Here is a 19,093-nt window from a genome sequence, read left to right on the forward strand (position 1 = left end):
GTCAGCGGCGCGCCAGGTCTTGGCTTGCCTGCGCTGCCACGGTAAGAGGGGCGAAATTCGACATCGGCAGGGGCCCATGAGCGACACAGACAGTTTTATCAACGAGGTCAACGAAGAGGTTCGGCGGGACCGGCTCTACGGTTACTTGCGGCGCTATGGCTGGATCGGTGTTCTGCTGGTCGTGCTGCTGGTTGGCGGTGCGGCCTTTTCCGAATACCTCAAGGCGCAGGCACGCGGCGAGGCCCAAGCGCTCGGTGACGGCATGTTGGCGGCGCTCAGTGCGAGTGCGCCTGAGGCGCGGGCGGACGCATTGTCGCGGCTGACCGCCGATGGGCCGAATGCGCGGGTGCTTCTCGCGATGCTGCAGGCGTCCGCGGCGCAGGACGTCGGCGACACGACCGAGGCGGTCGAGGCGCTGAATGCGGTGGCGATCACGCCGGATGTGGATCCGATCTATCGTCAGATCGCCAGCTTCAAGGCGCTGACCCTGCAGGCGGACACGCTGGAGCCCGACGCACTGCGTCAGCAGTTCGAGGCTCTGGCGGCGCCCGGTGCGCCCTTGCGTCTTCTGGCGCTGGAGCAGCTGGCCTTGATCAACGTGGCCGCGGGCGAGACGCAAGCGGCCATCGACGGCTACCAGGACATCCTGCAGGATGCGGCCGTGACCCCGGACTTGCAACAACGCGCCTTACAGGTGATTGTGGCGCTGGGAGGCGAGCCCGATCTGAGTAATCTGCCGAACGCGGGGAACTGACGCCCGGAGCAGGCAGGTGAGGGAGCGCAGCGGTCGAAGTATGGGTAAGGCGAGCAGGGTATGATTCAGTTTCCGACAACCTTTGTGCGGGGGCACTTGGGCCTTGCTCTGCTGGCTGCGACACTGCTGCTGACGGCCTGTGCCGAGGATGACATCATTCTGCCGGGCAAGCGCGAAGACATCCGGTCTGTGTTGCAGGATGGCGAGGCGGTGCCGCTGGCGGCCGAGACCGTCGATGCCGCGCGCGGCATTTCGCTGCCTGCCGCACAGATCAACAGCGATTGGACGCAAGGTCCGGGCTCCCCAGCGTTTCGGGTCGCACACCCGGCCCTGAGTGCAACGCCTCAGCGGGTCTGGTCCGCCAATATCGGCGCCGGAGATGCGCGGCGCCAGCGCATCACGGCTGATCCGGTTGTGGCCGGAGGGCTCATTTACACGCTCGACGCGGAGACGCAGGTCACCGCCACCTCGACCGCGGGCGAGACCGTCTGGCGGCGCAACATCACCTCCGTGCGGGATGATGCGGGCGCGGCGACGGGCGGCGGTCTGTCGTTCAAGGATGGGCGGCTCTATGTTTCGCTGGGCTATGGCGCGCTGGTGGCACTGGACGCGGCCACCGGCGAGGAGATCTGGCGGCAGAACCTTGAGGGCACCGGCTCAGGCCGTCCCACGGCCTTTGGTGATCTGGTTTATACCACCTCGGGCGATGATACCGGTTGGGCCTTGCGGGCCGAGGATGGCCGTGTCGAGTGGCAGCTGACAGCCTCGCCGGATGTGAACAACGTCCTGGGCGGGCCGGCGCCTGCGGTCGCCGACGACTTGGCGATTTTTGCGTTTGGTTCGGGCGAGGTTCAGGCGGTCTTCCGGCGCGGCGGCCTGCGGCGCTGGGATGCCTCCGCTCTGGGTCGGCGCTTTGCCCGGGCGCTTGGTACGGTTGACGATGTGACCGGCGAGCCGGTGATTTCAGGCAATCGGGTCTATGTCGGTAACCAGTCGGGTCGGATCGTTGCGCTGAACTTTGCGTCTGGTGCGCGGGAATGGACCGCGCGGGAGGGGGCCGTCGGGCCGGTTCTGCCCGCGGGCGACAGCGTTTTTGTGGTCTCCGATCTGGGCGAGCTTTTGCGTATCGATGCCTCTGACGGGACGCGGATCTGGGGCACGCAGCTGCCCAACTTCGTGAAGGACCGCCCGCGGCGCCGGGCCGAAGTGTTCGCCCATCATGGGCCGATTCTCGCGGGTGGGCGCATCTATGTTGCGTCAAACGATGGTCTGCTGCGTGGGTTCGATCCCGAAAGCGGCGCGCTGGTCAGCTCCACCGAGATCCCCGGCGGGGCAACGACGGCGCCGGTCGTGGCGGGTGGTGTGCTCTATGTTGTGTCGACGAATGGGCAATTGCACGCTTTCCGTTGACGCGCGCTTCGGGTAAAGCGCGGCGTTCCTTCTGGCTTTGGAGCCTGTGACATGTCCTTTACCCTCGCCATTGTGGGGCGTCCCAACGTCGGAAAATCCACGCTGTTCAACCGGCTGGTGGGCAAGCGGCTCGCCTTGGTCGACGATCAGCCGGGGGTCACCCGTGATCTGCGCGAGGGGGCCGCACGGCTGGCCGATCTGCGCTTTACCGTGATCGATACCGCGGGGCTCGAGGAAGTCACCGACGACAGCCTGCAAGGCCGCATGCGGCGGCTGACCGAGCGTGCGGTGGATATGGCGGACATTTGTCTCTTCATGGTGGATGCGCGGGTGGGCATCACGCCGTCCGATCTGGTCTTTGCCGATATTCTGCGCAAACGCTCGGCCCATGTGATTCTGGCTGCGAACAAGGCGGAAGGCGCTGCGGCGGATGCCGGTGTGCTCGAGGCTTATTCGCTGGGTCTGGGCGAGCCCATTCGCCTGTCGGCGGAACATGGTGAGGGTCTCAATGATCTCTACGCGCAGCTGATGCCGCTGGCCGATCAGTTTGCGGAACGCGCCGCCGAGGACGCGCCTGAAACGGATATCACCCTCGATGAGGACGAGGGGGATATGGAGGCCGAGATCCCGATGCCGACGGCCAAGAAGCCGCTGCAGGTCGCGGTGGTGGGTCGCCCGAATGCGGGCAAGTCGACATTGATCAACCAGATCCTGGGGGAGGAGCGGCTTCTCACCGGGCCGGAGGCGGGGATCACGCGGGATGCGATTTCGTTGCGGACCGATTGGGTGGGCCCTGATGGGGTGGTCTTGCCGATGCGGATTTTCGACACGGCAGGGATGCGCAAGAAGGCGAAAGTTCAGGAGAAGCTGGAGAAGTTGTCGGTGGGCGATGGCTTGCGGGCGGTGAAATTCGCCGAGGTCGTGGTGGTGCTGCTGGATGCGGCGATCCCCTTCGAGCAGCAGGATTTGCGCATTGCCGATCTGGCGGAGCGCGAGGGGCGCGCGGTCGTGGTTGCGGTGAACAAGTGGGACATCGAGGCAGACCGGCAGGGCAAGCTGAAAGAGCTGAAGGAGAGTTTCGAGCGGTTGCTGCCGCAGCTGCGCGGGGCGCCGCTGATCACGGTGTCGGCCAAGACCGGGCGCGGGCTCGACCGGCTGCATGGCGCAATCCTGCGCGCCTATGAGGTGTGGAACCGCAGGGTGACGACAGCGCAGCTCAATCGTTGGCTTTCGGGGATGGTCGAGGCGCATCCACCGCCCGCGCCACAGGGCAAGCGCATCAAGCTGCGCTACATGACACAGGCCAAGACGCGGCCGCCAGGGTTCGTGGTGATGTGCAGCCATCCCGACAAGGTGCCGGAGAGTTACAATCGCTATCTGGTCAACGGGCTGCGGCTGGACTTCGATATGCCGGGCACCCCGATCCGGCTGTGGATGCGCGGGCAGAATGAGGCGAACCCTTACAAGGGGCGGAAAAAGGCGGCTCCGTCGAAGCTGCGCAAGCACAGCGAGGGGCGGCGCAAGGAGTGATGCGACCAAGGGTGGCCTGAAAGCCCACCCAACCTGCCAATTCGGATGTCAGCAGCAGGCAGGTAAGGTGGGCTTTCAGGCCACCTCTAGGGGCTTTTGCGCTCAGCCCGCCAAGCCTTGAACGCGGGCATCACCAGGGCGATAGCGCCGCCGGCGGCCAGAGCTGCGACGATCTGATCGCCGGCGAGGTTTTGCACCACGACTGCCACCAGCGCCCAGATCACCGCCACCGCATAAGAGGGCGCGCGCGCCAGGGTCGACTGCACTGCCGAGGCCAGCACCAGCGCCACAAACACGAAGATCAACGCGGCGGGCGAGGCCTCAAGATAGCCGTAGCTGGCGGAGACCAGCCCCAGCGATACACAGCTCGCGGCACTCAGCCACCCGGCATAGAGCCCTACGGGATAGGCAGCCCATCCGCGATCCGTGCGCGGGGCGCGGTAGAGCGCGGAGAGCGCGCTGATCAGCATCACCCAGATCAGCACCGCGGCCCAGACCGGGCTGCGCACGGCCACGGGCAGCCAGATCGTTCCCACGGCGAGCGAGATGCAGAGAGGTGCACGCATCGCCTGCCACTCTGGGTCGTCCGCGCGGCGCAGCAGGCCGAACCCCATGCCCACAATCAGCCACAGATAGATCACCCCCCAGATCGAAAACGCATATCCCGCGGGCTGCACCGGTGGATCGACCTGGGGTATCGGGAACTGATCGGGCTCAAACCCGCCGAAATCGGTCACCAGCAGAGGCGATGCTGCAAAGCTGAGCGTCAGCACCGAGGTCAACAGGGCAAGCAGGCGTGGCGACATCAAGGCATCCTTTCGTCGGGTTGTGTGACACCGCCTTACCGGTGCGTACGCCGCGTTAAGCGGCTGCGATGACCCTTCTGTCATCTCTAGGGCAGCGAAGGGAAATGGCAAATGGCACATATCGCGATTTTCTGCGACGGCACCTGGAACTCGGCGACAGCGGGCAGCGCGACCCATGTTTTAAGGCTGTCCACGGCCTGTGCCCGCGACCTCCAGCAGAAGGTGATGTACTTCGAAGGCGTCGGAACCGGTACCGGGCGTGTCAGCGATCTGGGGCGCTGGCTCAGCAAATGGGGAGGCGGGCTTTTCGGATGGGGGCTCAACCGCAACATAAAGGCGGCCTATCTCGCGCTCTGCCGGTGCTATCGGCCGGGTGACAAGATCCTGATCTTCGGGTTTTCGCGGGGAGCCTACACCGCCCGATCGCTGGCCGGGATGATCCGAAAATGCGGTATCCTGGCGGATCCGACCCCGGCAAACCTGCGCCGGGCGTTTCGGCTCTACCGGCGGCGTGGGCCGCAAAATGCGCCGGATGCACCGCATATTCGGGCCGCACGGCAGCGCCTGTCGCCGAAATTCGCCACTAGCCAGGTGGACGCAATGGCGCGTGGCGGTGAAAGCTGCCTGGTGCGGATCGCTTACGTGGGCGTCTGGGACACGGTAGGCGCGCTCGGCATTCCAGAAAGCCTGTTTGGCCGGTGGGCGGCGCGGTGGAATATGCGATATGCCTTTCACGATACTCGGCTGTCGCATCTGGTCGAATCCGCCCGCCATGCCGTCGCTCTGGATGAGCGTCGGCGCCCCTATGCACCGAGTCTTTGGGACAATCTCGATGACGGCGATGCGGGGCCCGGTTTGAACCGTGGCGCCGAGGGGCCGGACCGCCCGTATCAGCAGATGTGGTTTGTCGGCGACCATGGGGTCGTGGGCGGCTCTGCCAGGACGCGCCAGTTGACCGAGCTGACACTGGCCTGGATCTGGCAGGGCGCTGCGGCACAGGGCTTGCAGCTCAAACCGGGCCTCTCTCTTCCGCAGATCGTCCCTGACCCAACCGTTGCAACCACCGAAATCGGAGACCACGGCTGGATTTACCGGTTGCTTCCCATGGGCCTGCGTTGGCGCGAGGGGCCGCGGCGGGCCGGTGATCTGGATGACAGCGCCCGGCTGCGCATTGCAGCGCGACCTGATTATCGCCCGGGCAGTCTTCGGTGGCTGATGCCGGGGTTGTCACGGCTGGACGTGGATCGCACCGCGCGGTAGGAGGCCGGGAGGCAACCGACGAGGCGTGCGATCATGCAGAGCGAAACAGAGCCGGAGGTGCTGGCAACCGTGCAAGCATCCCTGGGACGGCGCGTGTTGGGCATTGGAATGCTGGGGTTTCTTGGCGTTCTGGTGATCTATATCGCCTTCCTCACGCCACCGAGTTTTGGCTGGCGGATGTTTCTCATCGCTTTGGGTGTGACGGCACTGTTGGTTGCGGATGCGATGCGGCGCTCGACAGGGCATGTGCTGGAGCTGACCCGAACGGAGCTGCGCGAGCGCGGCGGCCTGATGATTGCTCAGGTCGATAATATCATCGGGATCGACCGGGGTGCCTTCGCCTTCAAGCCATCGAACGGCTTTCTGCTGCGCCTCGACACACCGGATGCGCGAAAGTGGCGTCCGGGCCTGTGGTGGCGCGTCGGGCGCCGCGTGGGGGTCGGGGGTATGACACCGGGGCGGCAGACCAAATACATGGCCGAGATCATCGCCGTGATGCTGGCCGAACGTGAGGCTGAGGGCTGATCAGGCGTCCGGATCCCAGGTGTTGCTGCCGCTGCTGCGGTGCCGAGTGAAGATGAAGTTGTGGATGTCGTGATCAATGATGCCAACGTTGAAGGGGGCCGCATAGCGCGCCCAGGTTTCCACCACAGTGATCTCCTCGTCATGCGGCATGATCGGCAGCCGCACGTTCCAGCCCTCGACCTCGTCTTCGGTGGCCGCTGCCACCGGCCCGACACGCTCTGACCAGCTTCTGAGGTAGCGGTTGTTGACCGCATCGTAACGGACGGAGGTGATCCGGATGCTGGACGGCTGCGCCGATCGTGCCAGGCTGTCAAAGAGCTGCCGGGCGCCGTTGAGATAGGCAGGTGTCAACGCGCGGTCCTCACGTGAGACCATATCGCCAATCGTATAGGCTGCCTTCTGGTTGATGCTGTGTTGGCGGTAGGCGTCGAAGATGGTTACCGTGGCCATGAAGGCCCAGAACAGGATCGGGGCGATGATCACCGCTTCGAGCGCGACATTGCCATGCTCTTGCCGCGAGAACCGCCGCAGCACCCGGCGTACCGGTATCAGGGCGGGGCGGCGCATCAGATCGGCTCCTGCACGAAGGCGGACATGGAGATCATCTTGACCTTGCCGGCGCCGTCCGCCTCAAAGGCGCGGCCCAGGCCGGTGGTGGGGAAGACCGGATCGAATTTCACGCAGGCGCGCATGATCATCAACTGGTGCTCCACCCCGTTGGTGAAACCGCGGGGCGGGTTGATCGGCTCAGAGATATCGACACAGTCGACGTCGGTGGACAGGCCGACATAATTGTAGGGGTCAATTGGCTCCATTTCGAGGCGCAGGGTGTTGTCGCAGTTGTTGGACACACCGGTGTTCAGGAAGCCTGCGTAGTCGCAGACTTTCTGCTTCACGGCGTCATGGTCGAGGTCGATGACACCGTCGTCGTCCACATCAATGCCCGTGTTGAGGCGAATTTCGCGCACGGCGAGGTCAAGCCCGCGGTCGAGAAACATCTGCCGCATGGAGTAGATGCCAAATTCAACCGAGGCGAGGAACAGGCTGAAGACAGCCGGCACTATGAGTGCGAACTCGATGATCATATGGCCTTCTTCGTCCTTGCGGAAGCGCGTCAGGCAGGAAGAGATACGGCCAATCATTGGGTCAACCTCAGTTCGTTGATCTGGCGTGCGATGGTCGCGAAGGCCGCGGCGATTTCAGCCTTGCCGGTTGCCGGGAAGAAATGCCCGGGGCTGGAGGCGCAATACCTCATCTGATCCTCGGGTGTGCCGGGCGCCTCGAAGGCGATGGTGTAGATCACCACGTTTCGGTCAGCGGCTTTCGCCAGGTCGCACTGCCTCTTGAAGTTCGTCACGTTGGTCGACTGCGACGTGATCTGCTTACGGTCGGATTTCCGGTCGTTCAGTTCGACGGTCGGGTTCTCCTGGTGCATCGTGTTTTTCGGGCGGACTTGCTCGGTGATCTGGCCATCTGTCATCAGCACGATGTATTTGACGGTTTCGGTGTCGTTGTAGGGCAGCGGACGGTCCGCGAATTGCGGCGGCACGAGGTTGTTGGCAGGCCGCGCCATCTCTGCGAAGTCCGGTTGCGAGTCTGGGTTTAGCAGCGCGAGCGCCCATTTCATCGCATAGTGCGTTCCAGTGCCGTCGTGCATGCGCATGGTGTCGATGCGCTGCTTCAGCTGGGTGGCGTTGTTGGAGGCGTAGATGATCGAGGTCTGATCCTGCGGGCACCAGCCCCAGTCCATTACCTTACGGGGTGTGCCACCCGGCTGGCCTTCCTCGATCGGCTCGTCATTCTCGTCAAAGAGAATCGGATCGCCGTCTGCGTCGCGGATGATCTCGCTGGCGATGCGCCAGTTCATGAAATGCGCGGTCTGTTCGTAGTTGTTTTGCGAAGGCAGCTCGTCGTGCAGGAAGTCAAGGTTGTTGTAGAGGTCGAAATCAATGCAGGACGAGACATTCGGATAGACATACCGGACGTCCGGATCGCTGCCCTCGCCAGCATCTTCGTCAGCGGGCAGCCGTGTGTTGTTGAAGAGTTCGTTCCTGCCGCCCTCATCCTCGTCGAGGGCTTCTGCGGAATAGCGAATGCCGCCCAGGCGATCAAACATGAACGGACCGGGATTGGTCTGACCCGCATAGGGGATGAGGTTGATCGAGGTGGTGTTGGCAGCGGGTCCGAGAAGGACGATGTCGATGAATTCCTTGGCTGCGGGGCGCAGGTTCTGCATGCGGTTCGAGAAGCGCATCGAGCCCGAGATGTCGAGCACGAGGGAAATCTCCACGTTGGGGACATCTTCGACCGCCTGGCTGAAGGCAGGGACGGGGAGCGTATCGACCCCCAGCAGCGACATGAATTGCGTATTGGTGCGCATGAAGGCTTCGGCGGTGACGGTGCGGTAGTTCAGCCCGGCCTGCGGGTCGACATCGGTCAGAAACTCGCGGAGCCCGGTTTTGTCGAAATAGTCCTCGACCACCGCGGTCGGCGGGCGGGTCTGGTCGAGGTCAGCGGCGGCGAGGACGGCACGGTCAACCGTGTTCTGCAGAGCGGTCCGGCGCATCTCGTTCTGCATCAGGTCGACGCCGATACCTGCGACCATCAGCATCATCAGCATGATGAAGATCGAGAAGATGGTCATGACACCATCTTCGTTCCCGGCGAACTCCAACAGGCCCTCTGGCCCTGTCTCGTGGTTATCCTGTCTCTCCTGCGACATCTGTGTCATGCGGGTCCAACTCGTTTCATTGCACGGCCATTGGCCATTGAGAATTGACCTTTGGTTATGCTGGGCCAATGTGGCGAAAAGCGGGCGGAAGCACGGAGGGTGGCGCAAAGAACGTAAAACTTTAGCGGATCGACGGGCTTCTGGGGGGTCTGCCGGAAACGATCCGAAGGCGTAGCGTCAGACTGTTTCCGTAGCCTGGACTATGATCGCCACGGTTGTGTTTATTCGAAATTCACACTTCGCCCAAAAAACTGGCAATGAACGACTCACCGTCCTAGGGTGCGATTGTCACCGGATGCAGAACAGTGACGGCCAACAGGAGAAAGACAGTGAACAAGCACAGCATGGAACCGGGCTTCAGAGACAGCGTCGATCAGATGTTCAATCGGGCCGTTGGCCTGATGGATCTCTCTCCGGGGCTGGAGGAGAAGATCAGGGTCTGCAATGCAACCTATACGGTCCGGTTTGGTGTGCGGCTGCGGGGCAAGATCCACACGTTCACCGGCTACCGGTCCGTGCATTCGGAGCATATGGAGCCTGTCAAAGGCGGGATTCGCTATTCGCTGAACGTCGATCAGGATGAGGTTGAGGCGCTGGCCGCACTGATGACCTACAAATGTGCCTTGGTGGAGGCGCCGTTTGGCGGCTCGAAGGGCGGGCTCTGCGTCGACCCCCGTGACTGGGACGAACATGAGCTGGAGCAGATCACGCGCCGCTTTGCCTATGAGCTGATCAAACGGGATCTGATCAACCCCTCCCAGAACGTGCCTGCGCCGGATATGGGCACGGGCGAGCGCGAGATGGCGTGGATCGCGGATCAGTACAAGCGCATGCACACCACCGATATCAACGGCAACGCCTGTGTGACCGGCAAGCCGCCTAATGCAGGCGGGATCGCAGGCCGTGTCGAGGCGACGGGCCGTGGCGTGCAATATGCCCTGCGCGCCTTCTTCCGCGATAAGGAGGGCGTGAAGAAAGCGGGCATGAGCGGCGATCTCGATGGCAAGAGGGTGATCGTGCAGGGCCTCGGCAACGTGGGGTATCACGCCGCGAAATTCCTGCGCGAAGAAGATGGCAGCATCGTCACCGGCATCATCGAACGCGATGGCGCGCTCTTCAATCCCGACGGATTGAACGTCGAGCGGGTGCGTGAGTGGATTGCTAAACATGGTGGCATTTCGGGCTATTCCGACATGCACCACGTGAAGGACGGGGCCCAGGTTCTGGAGGAGGATTGCGACATCCTGATCCCGGCGGCGCTGGAAGGGGTGATCAACCTGCGCAATGCTGATCGGATCAAGGCACCGCTGATCATCGAGGCGGCGAATGGCCCCGTAACCGCCGGGGCGGATCAGATTCTGCGAGAGCGCGGGGTGGTGATGATTCCGGACATGTACGCCAACGCCGGTGGTGTGACGGTCAGCTACTTCGAATGGGTGAAGAACCTCAGCCACATCCGCTTTGGCCGGATGGGACGGCGGCAGGAAGAATCGCGCCACCAGCTGATCGTGAGCGAGCTCGAGCGGTTGTCACGTGACAAGGAATTCAACTGGGAGCTCAGCCCGGACTTCAAGGAAAAGTACCTGCGCGGCGCGGATGAGCTGGAGCTTGTGCGCTCCGGCCTCGATGACACCATGCGCATCGCCTATCAGGCGATGGCCGAGGTCTGGCATGCGCGAGATGACGTCGAAGATTTGCGGACGGCCGCCTATCTGGTGGCCATTGACCGGGTGGCAGCCAGCTATCGCGCCAAGGGCTTGTGACGGCTCCGACACCGCCGTAACGTCTCGCCGAGCGCGGCGTGGCCCGAAATCGCCGCGCCGCTTTTGCGAAGAGGTGGGATGATGACGACGGTTGGGTTTTCCTGTTCCTGCGGTGCGCTGAAAGGTGTGTTGCACGAGGCATCTCCGAAGACGGGGTGCCACCTGCTGTGTTATTGCAAGGACTGTCGCGCCTTCGCGCGGCATATGGGCCAGATGGAGGCCCTCGAACCCGGGGGTGGCAGCCCCTTGGTGCAGGTTCTGCCTGCGCGGATCGAAATCACCGATGGGGCGGACCAGATCGCCTGCGTGCGGCTGTCGCCCAAGGGGCTTCATCGCTGGTATGCGGCGTGCTGCAACACGCCGCTGGCCAATACGGTTGGGTCGTCGCGCATGCCGCTTGCCGGCATGTGGCGACCGCTCTTCGAGAGCACCGAGGCCTTCGGTCCGGTGACCACCCACGGCTTTACCAAGGCCGCGCTGCCAGGCGGGCCGCGGCGCGACAAGGGTCTCGGTCGGATGTTCGGTGGGCTGCTCAAGCGGTCTCTTGCGGCCTATCTGAACGGCACCGCGCGTAGGAGCCCGTTTTTCGACGCGTCGGGCGCGCCGGTCGCCGCTCCCGTCATCCTCGCTCCGGAGCAGCGGGCCGCCGCCTACGCAGAGTAGAGCCGAGGGTCTTTCCGCGACATCATAGGTCGGATTTGGTCGCGGAGCGGTCAATGGGCTGCTGCTAGGGTCGGGCCGGTAATAAGGGGAGCACATGGTGAAGTTTTCGGGCCTGCGCGTTCTGAAGGAAGGTCTGACCGGCAACACAGGCTGGAGCCCTCACTGGCGCGATCCGGAGCCGAGGTCCGAGTACGATGCCCTGATCATCGGCGGGGGCGGGCACGGTCTGTCGACCGCTTACTACCTGGCCAAGAACCACGGCATGACAAACATCGCCGTGCTGGAGAAGGGCTATATCGGCGGCGGAAACATCGGCCGCAATACGACGATTGTGCGTGCGAATTACTTCTTGCCGGGAAACTCGGAGTTCTACAGCCATTCCCTGAAACTCTGGGAGGGGCTGGAGGAGGATCTGAACTACAACGTGATGCATTCGCAGCGCGGCATGATCAATCTCTTCCACTCAGACGGGCAGCGCGACGCCTTCGTGCGGCGCGGCAATGCGATGGTCAATCAGGGGGATGACGCCATCCTGCTCGACCGCGAGGGCGTGCGGGACCATCTGCCCTATCTCGATTTCGAGAACACACGGTTCCCGATTTATGGCGGGCTCTACCATCCGCGAGGTGGGACGGCCCGGCATGATGCGGTCGCCTGGGGGTATGCCCGGGGTGCCGATCAACGGGGCGTGGACCTTCTGCAGAACTGTGAAGTCACTGGGATCGACATAGAAAACGGCGGTGTGCGCGGGGTGCAGACAACCCGTGGCGTCATTCGGGCCAGGAAGGTGGGGATCGTGGTCGCTGGACGCTCGGGGCAGGTGGCGGCGATGGCGGGCCTACGCCTGCCGATCGAGAGCCACATTCTACAGGCCTTCGTGACCGAGGGGCTGAAGCCCTGTATCGACCATGTGGTTACCTTCGGTATGGGACATTTCTATATCAGCCAATCGGACAAGGGTGGCCTCGTGTTCGGCGGCGATCTGGATTTCTACGCCTCTTATGCCAGTCGGGGGAACCTGCCCACGGCGGAGCATGTGATGGAGGCGGGCATGACGCTGATGCCGATGATCGGCAAGGCGAAGCTGTTGCGCAGTTGGGGTGGGATCATGGACATGACGCCCGATGGCTCGCCGATCATCGACCGTACGGATACGAATGGATTGTTCCTCAACTGCGGCTGGTGCTACGGCGGCTTCAAGGCGGTGCCTGCATCGGGCGATGCTTTTGCGCATCTGATGGCGACGGGGCGGCATCACACGGACGCTCAGGCGTTTCGGCTGGACCGGTTCCGCACCGGGCGGGGCATTCTGGATGAAGAGGGCACGGGCTCTCAGCATAATCTGCATTAGGAGCGGCTGAACGTGCGTGGTGCGCTGATAGATCTGGGTTGGACGACAGGAGGGACGCACCCATGCGGTTGACCTGTCCGATCTGCGGCGCGCGGGATCGTCGCGAGTTCTACTATCAGGGAGACGCTGTGGCGCTCTACCGCCCGGCGCCTGACGCCGGGGTGGACGCCTGGGACGATTATGTGCACCTGCGGGATAATCCCGCGGGCGTGCGGCGCGAGCTCTGGCAGCACGAGGCCGGGTGTGGCGCCTGGCTTGTGGCGGAGCGGAACACCACAACCCACGATGTGCTCAGCGTGTCTTTGGTCACCGACGGGACGGAGCGCGGCGCATGAGAATTGAGGGCAAAGGGCTGATTGATCGCGCAACACCTGTGCGCTTTCAGTTCGACGGTGTGGGGCACACCGGATTTGCGGGTGACACCCTGGCGTCGGCGCTCCTGGCCAAGGGTGTGCGGCTGATGGGGCGCTCGTTCAAGTACCACCGCCCGCGCGGGGTTCTGACCGCGGGCAGCGAGGAGCCCAACGCGCTGGTCACCATCGGCCGAGGTGCCGCTCAGGAGCCCAATGTGCGGGCCACGGTGCAGGAGATCTATCCCGGGTTGGAGGCGCGGCCCCAGAACGCCTGGCCATCGCTGAAGGCGGATGTGATGGCGCTCAACGATCTGGCCTGGCCGGTCCTCGGGGCGGGGTTCTATTACAAGACATTCATGTGGCCGCGCGGCTTCTGGGAGCGGCTCTATGAGCCGATCATCCGCCGGGCCGCAGGTCTGGGGGCGCTCAGCGGCGCGCACAACCCGGATCGGTCCGAGAAAGTCTATGCGTTCTGCGATCTTCTGGTCATCGGCTCTGGCCCTGCGGGGTTGATGGCGGCGCTGACGGCGGGACGGGCTGGCGCCGACGTGCTGCTGGTCGAGGAGGACAGCGTCTTTGGCGGGCGGCTAAATGCGGAGACCTTTCTGGTCGATGGTCTGGCAGGGTCGGATTGGGCAGCGCAGGTCGTCGCGGAACTGGGTGAAATGGAAAATGTGCGGCTGATGCGGCGGACGGCGGCGGTCGGCGCCTATGACCACGGCACCTATGCCGCGGTGGAGCGGGTGAACGGGCACCGAGGGAACCGGCCCGAAGGCGCTGTTCTGGAGACGTTCTGGCGGATCGTGGCCAAGCAGGTCATCCTTGCGGCGGGCGCCATTGAGCGACCGGTGGCGTTCGAGAACAACGACCGGCCCGGGATCATGACAGCGGGCGCCGTGCGGGCCTATCTCAATCGCTGGGGCGTAAGCCCGGGGCGGCGGGTTGCCGTCTTTGGCAACAACGATGACGCGCACCGCACCGCCGCCGATCTGCATGCGGCAGGGGTCGAAGTGGCTGCGCTGATCGACAGCCGGGCTGACGCTCAGGTCAGGGACGCGGACTATCCGGTCTATGCTGGGGCCGTTGTGACCGGCAGCGCGGGGCGGTTGGGACTCAAACGCGTCTCGGTCAAGACCTCCGGTGGCAGCAAGGACATCGAGGTGGATTGCCTGGCCATATCGGGCGGCTGGAACCCCACGGTGCATCTGACCTGCCATATGAATGGGCGTCCGACGTGGCGGGATGACATTGCGAGCTTTGTGCCGACGCCGGAGAGTATCCCGGGGCTCGTGGCTGTGGGCGCGTGTAACGGGGCCTTCAGCACATCAGCCTGTCTGGCCGACGGGGCCGCAGCGGCGGGGGATGCCTTGAAGGTCCTTGGTTTGACCCCGCCGCGCAGCCGGGCCGTACCCACGGCGGAGGATGATCCCTACCAGCTCGCGCCGCTCTGGGCGGTGCCGGGGAAGGGGCGCGCCTGGATCGATTTTCAGAACGACGTGACGGTGAAGGATATCAAACAGGCGGCGACCGAGAACTTCTCGTCGGTCGAACACATGAAGCGCTATACCACTCAGGGAATGGCCACGGACCAGGGGAAGAACTCCAACGTGGCGGCACTCGCGGTGCTGGCGGACGCGACCGGGCGGGGCATTCCGGAGACCGGGACGACGACCTTCCGCCCGCCGTTCTCGCCCGTCTCGCTCGCGACTTTCGGTGCGGGTGCGCAAGGTATGGGGTTTGCGCCCCAGCGGTTCACCACCTCCCATGCGGAAAGCCTCGCGCGCGGCGCACCGATGATCGAGGCGGGGCTGTGGTACCGGCCCAGCTATTTCCCGGCAGAGGGCGAAACCCATTGGCGCGAGTCCTGCGACCGTGAGGTGGGCTATGTGCGCAACGCCGTGGGCATCTGCGATGTGTCCACGCTTGGCAAGATCGACATTCAGGGCGAGGGTGCGGCTGAGCTTCTGGATTTTGTCTATACCAACACCTTCTCGACGCTGAAGGTGGGCCGGGTGCGCTATGGTCTGATGCTGCGTGAAGACGGCTTTGTGATGGATGATGGCACCACCGCGCGGCTTGGTGATCAGCATTACGTGATGACCACGACCACGGCGGCGGCGGGTGCCGTGATGCGACATCTGGAGTTCGTGCATCAGGTGCTGTGCCCGCACCTGGATGTGCGTTTCACCTCCGTGACGGAACAATGGGCGCAGTTTGCCGTCGCGGGGCCTGCATCGCGTGATCTCTTGAATGACATGCTGGAGACGACGGTCGACAATGCCAACTGGCCCTTCATGGCCTGTGGGCCAGTGACGGTTTCCGGCGTGTCCGGGCGGCTCTTTCGGATCTCCTTTTCGGGTGAACATGCCTACGAGATCGCCGTGCCCGCACGCTATGGCGAGAGCCTGTTCAAATGCCTTGTGCAGCGCGCCGAATCGATGGGAGGCGGGGCCTACGGGATGGAGGCGCTGAACGTTATGCGGATCGAGAAGGGTCACATCACCCATGCGGAGATCCATGGGCGCACGACCGCCTTTGATATTGGATTTGCAGGGATGGTGAGTGCAACGAAAGACTGCATCGGCAAAACGATGGCCGCGCGCGAGGGGCTTGTTGCCTCTGATCGTGAGCGACTCGTGGGGTTGAAGCCCGTGGGGCGGGATGCGGAGCTGACGGCTGGTGCGCATCTCTTTGATCTTGGGGTTGAGTTCAGGCGTGACAACAGCCGAGGTTACACGACCTCAGCGGCCTTTTCCCCGACGCTGGGCCATCATATCGCGCTCGGCTTTCTCCAACGCGGCCCCGAGCGATTGGGCGAGGTGATCCGCTGTGTGGATCACATGCGCGGTCTGGAGGCGGAGGTCGAGGTCTGCGCGCCCGTGTTCGTGGACCCCGAAGGAGGCCGCACCCGTGGATGAGCTTGTTGCCAAGAGCCCATGCGCCGGCCTGTTGCCGCTTGAGATCGGTGCGGTCAGGGTCGAGGAGGTCGATCTGGGTGTGCTGACCACCATTGCACCCTATGCCGGGCAGGCCGCCGCGACGTCCGACGCGCTGAAAACCGCGCATGGCATGGCGTTTCCCGGCGCGAACCGCATGACTGGCAAGGAGGGCGCCCGCGCGATCTGGTTCGGGCGGGATATGGCCCTGTTGGCCGGGCCGTCTTGCGATGCGACGCTTGCGGTGCACGCGGCGCTGACCGATCAGTCCGATGCCTGGGCCTCCGTGACCGCGTCGGGGGCAGGGGCCGAGGCAGCGTTGGCCCGTCTTGTTCCGGTTGATCTGCGGGCCGCGACCTTCAAGCGCGGGCACAGCGTGCGAACCCTGGTCCAGCACATGAATGGATCGGTGACGCGCCTTGGTCCCGACAGCTTCCTGATCCTCGTCTTTCGCGCGATGGCGCCGACGCTGGTCCATGACCTCAAACTGGCTATGGAAGCCGTCGCTGCGCGGGGGTAGACTACGCTCAATCGACATTGAGGCGGAGATATCGACATGGTGCGTTTTGTTCTGGCGGGGGCGCTGGCCCTGACGGCGGTCCCGGCCCTTGCCCAAAGCGAAAAGGAAGTGAGCTGCGGCTATCAGGCCGACGTAGTTGGAGCAATAAAGCAAGCTCGACTTGATGGTGTTAAGGAACGTGAGCTGCCGGCAGCTCTTTCCAAAGACGCGCCTTGGCCGGAAAAGTACAACAATATCATACCTTTGCTTGCACCCGCGATCTATGAGAAAAAGCGCGCGGATCTTAAAAAGGAGGATCTGAAGGGCTGGTGGTATCAGGAGTGCCTTAAACTCGATCAGTAAGTGGTTATGGCGAATTGAGCGGCGGTGCCACTAGACTCTGTCGGCTCACCCACGGATACTTCCGGGATGAGTCTGCCGCCCGGATTTCTCGATGAATTGCGTACTCGTTTGAGCCTGACCTCGGTGGTCGGGCGCAAGGTCATGTGGGACATGCGCAAGTCCAATCAGGCGAAAGGCGACATGTGGGCGCCTTGCCCGTTCCATCAGGAGAAATCGGCCAGCTTCCATGTGGATGACCGCAAGGGGTTTTACTACTGCTTCGGCTGCCATGCGAAGGGCGATGCCATCTCCTTTGTGCGCGAGACGGAGAATGTGGGCTTTATGGAGGCCGTTGAAATCCTTTCCCGCGAAGCCGGGATGCAGATGCCCGCGCGCGATCCGCAGGCGCAGCAGAAGGCCGACAAGCGCAGCCAACTGGCCGAGGTGATGGAACTGGCTGTGAAGTTCTTTCGCCTGCAGCTCAATACCGGGGCGGCCGCGGAGGCCCGCGCCTATCTTGACCGGCGCGGATTGGACGCAGAGGCATTGGAGCGCTGGGAGATCGGCTTTGCGCCCGATCAATGGCAGGGGCTTTGGGACCACCTGAAGGGTAAGGCTGTCGAAGACAAGCTGATCCTCGACGCGGGTCTTGCCAAGCCATCGAGCAAAGGCGGCAAGCCGTATGACACTTTCCGCGGGCGCATCATATTTCCGATCCGTGACGCGCGGGGGCGTGCGATTGCCGTTGGCGGGCGGGCGATGGACCCGAATGACAATGCCAAATATCTGAACTCCCCGGAAACGGAGTTATTCGACAAGGGGCGCAGTCTTTACAATCAGGGCCCTGCACGCACTGCGGCGGGCAAAGGGCAACCGCTGATCGTGGCTGAAGGCTATATGGATGTGATCGCCTTGGCCTCGTATGGATTTGAAGCGGCGGTGGCGCCTCTGGGCACAGCGATCACGGAAAACCAGCTGCAGATGCTTTGGCGGATAGCGCCAGAACCGATCGTGGCGCTGGATGGGGACACGGCCGGTTTGCGGGCGGCGATGCGGCTGATCGATCTAGCCTTGCCGCTCCTGCAGGCTGGACAGTCATTGCGCTTTGCCATCATGCCAGCGGGCAAGGACCCCGATGATCTGCTGCGCGCAGACGGCGCGCCCGCGTTGCAAAAGCTGCTGGAGGACGCCTTGCCGATGGTTCGACTGCTGTGGGAGCGGGAGACAGAGGGCAAGGTGTTCGACAGCCCGGAGCGGAAGGCCGCGCTGGACAAGGCGCTGCGGGACAAGATCATGCAGATCAAGGACCCGTCGATCCGCAGTCATTATGGCCAGGAGATCAAGGACTTACGTTGGCAGTTGTTTCGCGCCAATCAGGGCGGTCGCGGGCGCCGTCACTGGACGTCAACACCGGCATCGGCTTTGGCCTCGACGAAGGCGTCGATACTGGCGACGGCGGACGACGCGCACACGCCTGAGCACTTGCGCGAAGCCGTCATTCTGGCCGTTCTGGTGAGTTGCCCCGAGATCATTGAAACGTTCGAAAGTGGTATCGAACAGATGCGCTGCGATGACCCCGTTCATGCCGGCCTGCGCGCATTGCTTCTGGAGAACATGGCGCTGGATTCGGAAGCGCTGCGCAATCGTATCGCTGATGCGCTTGGGGCCGAGGTACTTGAAAAGCTGCTGACGCAACGCCATGTCGCCATCGTGCCCTGCATCCGCGTTCCGGGCGATACAGAAAAGGCGCGGCTCACAGTCGCCGGAGAACTGGCGAAACTTCACAGTGAACGCGGATTGGATGCCGAGATAATCGACGCGATGGAAGATCTCGATGGTGTGGCCGACGAAGGGCTGACATGGCGGTTGTCGGAAGCCGCGCAGGCGGCAGATCGTGCGCGACGCAGCGGCCAGGAAGACAAGGCGGAGTACGATGTCGCGGACAATGGCGCCGTCCTCAGCCGCGATGAGAGGCGCAGATTGGATGATCTGTTGGGCCAGATCGGGATCGAGAAGACGGAGAAATCCTAGGCAGGTTGGCAGATATGAGGCGTCGTGTCGCGAATCACACCGCGATATTGGTGGTCTGAAAGGGCGTTGCGTGGTGCGGGAAAGCACCACAAACCGGAGGGTTAACCATATTTGAACGGGAAACCTCCAGAAAAAGAAG

17 protein-coding genes are annotated in these 19,093 nt (G+C 63.4%); 13 read left to right on the forward strand and 4 right to left on the reverse strand.

Going from position 1 to position 19,093, the window contains the following annotated elements; translation table 11 throughout:
* Positions 1-76 precede the first annotated feature (76 nt).
* The 3 genes from Q1A71_RS00550 to der are packed head-to-tail and all read left to right on the forward strand — an operon-like array spanning position 77 to position 3,694.
* On the forward strand, positions 77-754 hold the full coding sequence (locus tag Q1A71_RS00550; protein ID WP_299670628.1) for a hypothetical protein: 678 nt from the start codon (positions 77-79) through the stop codon (positions 752-754).
* Between the two features lie 60 nt (positions 755-814).
* Positions 815-2,164, forward strand: a complete 1,350-nt coding sequence (locus Q1A71_RS00555) for a PQQ-like beta-propeller repeat protein (RefSeq protein WP_299670630.1) — start codon at positions 815-817, stop codon at positions 2,162-2,164.
* A 51-nt stretch (positions 2,165-2,215) separates the two neighbouring features.
* Positions 2,216-3,694: a ribosome biogenesis GTPase Der gene (gene der, locus Q1A71_RS00560; RefSeq protein WP_299670632.1), complete on the forward strand. Its 1,479-nt coding sequence runs from the start codon at positions 2,216-2,218 to the stop codon at positions 3,692-3,694.
* 86 nt (positions 3,695-3,780) lie between these two features.
* Here der and Q1A71_RS00565 read toward each other — a convergent pair whose 3' ends face one another.
* The gene (locus tag Q1A71_RS00565) at positions 3,781-4,500 is read right to left on the reverse strand and encodes a tryptophan-rich sensory protein (RefSeq protein ID WP_299670634.1); all 720 of its coding nucleotides are present in this window, start codon (positions 4,498-4,500) and stop codon (positions 3,781-3,783) included.
* A 111-nt stretch (positions 4,501-4,611) separates the two neighbouring features.
* Between Q1A71_RS00565 and Q1A71_RS00570 the strand changes: the two genes are divergently transcribed.
* Both Q1A71_RS00570 and Q1A71_RS00575 read left to right on the forward strand, forming a co-directional pair.
* Positions 4,612-5,760 carry a DUF2235 domain-containing protein gene (locus tag Q1A71_RS00570; protein WP_299670635.1) on the forward strand — a complete coding sequence of 383 codons (1,149 nt, stop codon included), beginning with the start codon at positions 4,612-4,614 and terminating at the stop codon, positions 5,758-5,760.
* Between the two features lie 33 nt (positions 5,761-5,793).
* Positions 5,794-6,285, forward strand: a complete 492-nt coding sequence (locus Q1A71_RS00575) for a hypothetical protein (RefSeq protein ID WP_299670636.1) — start codon at positions 5,794-5,796, stop codon at positions 6,283-6,285.
* Here the strand turns inward: Q1A71_RS00575 and Q1A71_RS00580 are convergent, their stop codons facing one another.
* The 3 genes from Q1A71_RS00580 to Q1A71_RS00590 are packed head-to-tail and all read right to left on the reverse strand — an operon-like array spanning position 6,286 to position 9,016.
* Positions 6,286-6,852 (reverse strand): hypothetical protein, encoded by a 567-nt coding sequence (locus Q1A71_RS00580; RefSeq protein ID WP_299670637.1) that lies wholly within the window; start codon positions 6,850-6,852, stop codon positions 6,286-6,288.
* The gene (locus Q1A71_RS00585) at positions 6,852-7,427 is read right to left on the reverse strand and encodes a TadE/TadG family type IV pilus assembly protein (RefSeq protein ID WP_299670638.1); all 576 of its coding nucleotides are present in this window, start codon (positions 7,425-7,427) and stop codon (positions 6,852-6,854) included. Before Q1A71_RS00585 ends, Q1A71_RS00580 begins: the two co-directional genes overlap by 1 nt.
* Positions 7,424-9,016 carry a TadE/TadG family type IV pilus assembly protein gene (locus tag Q1A71_RS00590; RefSeq protein WP_299670639.1) on the reverse strand — a complete coding sequence of 531 codons (1,593 nt, stop codon included), beginning with the start codon at positions 9,014-9,016 and terminating at the stop codon, positions 7,424-7,426. The genes Q1A71_RS00585 and Q1A71_RS00590 overlap by 4 nt, the downstream gene beginning before the upstream one ends.
* Before the next feature lie 344 nt (positions 9,017-9,360).
* Between Q1A71_RS00590 and Q1A71_RS00595 the strand changes: the two genes are divergently transcribed.
* From Q1A71_RS00595 to dnaG, 8 genes are all read left to right on the forward strand, one after another.
* The gene (locus Q1A71_RS00595) at positions 9,361-10,779 is read left to right on the forward strand and encodes a Glu/Leu/Phe/Val dehydrogenase (protein WP_299671933.1); all 1,419 of its coding nucleotides are present in this window, start codon (positions 9,361-9,363) and stop codon (positions 10,777-10,779) included.
* Positions 10,780-10,857: 78 nt separating this feature from the next.
* Positions 10,858-11,442: a DUF6151 family protein gene (locus Q1A71_RS00600; RefSeq protein WP_299670640.1), complete on the forward strand. Its 585-nt coding sequence runs from the start codon at positions 10,858-10,860 to the stop codon at positions 11,440-11,442.
* A gap of 97 nt (positions 11,443-11,539) precedes the next feature.
* Positions 11,540-12,793, forward strand: coding sequence for a sarcosine oxidase subunit beta family protein (locus Q1A71_RS00605; protein WP_299671935.1), 1,254 nt, complete (start codon positions 11,540-11,542; stop codon positions 12,791-12,793).
* Between the two features lie 62 nt (positions 12,794-12,855).
* Positions 12,856-13,128, forward strand: a complete 273-nt coding sequence (locus Q1A71_RS00610; RefSeq protein WP_299670641.1) for a sarcosine oxidase subunit delta — start codon at positions 12,856-12,858, stop codon at positions 13,126-13,128.
* On the forward strand, positions 13,125-16,064 hold the full coding sequence (locus Q1A71_RS00615) for a sarcosine oxidase subunit alpha family protein (protein WP_299670642.1): 2,940 nt from the start codon (positions 13,125-13,127) through the stop codon (positions 16,062-16,064). Before Q1A71_RS00610 ends, Q1A71_RS00615 begins: the two co-directional genes overlap by 4 nt.
* Positions 16,057-16,602, forward strand: a complete 546-nt coding sequence (locus Q1A71_RS00620) for a sarcosine oxidase subunit gamma (RefSeq protein ID WP_299670643.1) — start codon at positions 16,057-16,059, stop codon at positions 16,600-16,602. Before Q1A71_RS00615 ends, Q1A71_RS00620 begins: the two co-directional genes overlap by 8 nt.
* Positions 16,603-16,638: 36 nt before the next feature.
* Positions 16,639-16,944 carry a hypothetical protein gene (locus Q1A71_RS00625; protein ID WP_299670644.1) on the forward strand — a complete coding sequence of 102 codons (306 nt, stop codon included), beginning with the start codon at positions 16,639-16,641 and terminating at the stop codon, positions 16,942-16,944.
* Between the two features lie 66 nt (positions 16,945-17,010).
* Positions 17,011-18,954, forward strand: a complete 1,944-nt coding sequence (gene dnaG / locus Q1A71_RS00630; protein ID WP_299670645.1) for a DNA primase — start codon at positions 17,011-17,013, stop codon at positions 18,952-18,954.
* The last annotated feature ends 139 nt before the right edge of the window (positions 18,955-19,093 follow it).

The sequence above is a fragment of the uncultured Roseobacter sp. genome, from assembly GCF_947493125.1.
In the GTDB taxonomy this organism is placed as follows: Bacteria; Pseudomonadota; Alphaproteobacteria; order Rhodobacterales; family Rhodobacteraceae; genus Roseobacter.

Bases quoted from the DNA above. Each gene is read 5' to 3' on its own strand.
- Q1A71_RS00600 (WP_299670640.1), top strand. From the start codon at position 10,858: ATGATGACGACGGTTGGGTTTTCCTGTTCCTGCGGTGCGCTGAAAGGT.
- Q1A71_RS00555 (WP_299670630.1), top strand. From the start codon at position 815: ATGATTCAGTTTCCGACAACCTTTGTGCGGGGGCACTTGGGCCTTGCT.
- Q1A71_RS00550 (WP_299670628.1), top strand. From the start codon at position 77: ATGAGCGACACAGACAGTTTTATCAACGAGGTCAACGAAGAGGTTCGG.
- Q1A71_RS00610 (WP_299670641.1), top strand. From the start codon at position 12,856: ATGCGGTTGACCTGTCCGATCTGCGGCGCGCGGGATCGTCGCGAGTTC.
- Q1A71_RS00615 (WP_299670642.1), top strand. From the start codon at position 13,125: ATGAGAATTGAGGGCAAAGGGCTGATTGATCGCGCAACACCTGTGCGC.
- der (WP_299670632.1), top strand. From the start codon at position 2,216: ATGTCCTTTACCCTCGCCATTGTGGGGCGTCCCAACGTCGGAAAATCC.
- Q1A71_RS00575 (WP_299670636.1), top strand. From the start codon at position 5,794: ATGCAGAGCGAAACAGAGCCGGAGGTGCTGGCAACCGTGCAAGCATCC.
- Q1A71_RS00595 (WP_299671933.1), top strand. From the start codon at position 9,361: ATGGAACCGGGCTTCAGAGACAGCGTCGATCAGATGTTCAATCGGGCC.
- Q1A71_RS00585 (WP_299670638.1), bottom strand. From the start codon at position 7,427: ATGATTGGCCGTATCTCTTCCTGCCTGACGCGCTTCCGCAAGGACGAA.
- Q1A71_RS00570 (WP_299670635.1), top strand. From the start codon at position 4,612: ATGGCACATATCGCGATTTTCTGCGACGGCACCTGGAACTCGGCGACA.
- Q1A71_RS00565 (WP_299670634.1), bottom strand. From the start codon at position 4,500: ATGTCGCCACGCCTGCTTGCCCTGTTGACCTCGGTGCTGACGCTCAGC.
- Q1A71_RS00625 (WP_299670644.1), top strand. From the start codon at position 16,639: ATGGTGCGTTTTGTTCTGGCGGGGGCGCTGGCCCTGACGGCGGTCCCG.
- dnaG (WP_299670645.1), top strand. From the start codon at position 17,011: ATGAGTCTGCCGCCCGGATTTCTCGATGAATTGCGTACTCGTTTGAGC.
- Q1A71_RS00580 (WP_299670637.1), bottom strand. From the start codon at position 6,852: ATGCGCCGCCCCGCCCTGATACCGGTACGCCGGGTGCTGCGGCGGTTC.
- Q1A71_RS00590 (WP_299670639.1), bottom strand. From the start codon at position 9,016: ATGACACAGATGTCGCAGGAGAGACAGGATAACCACGAGACAGGGCCA.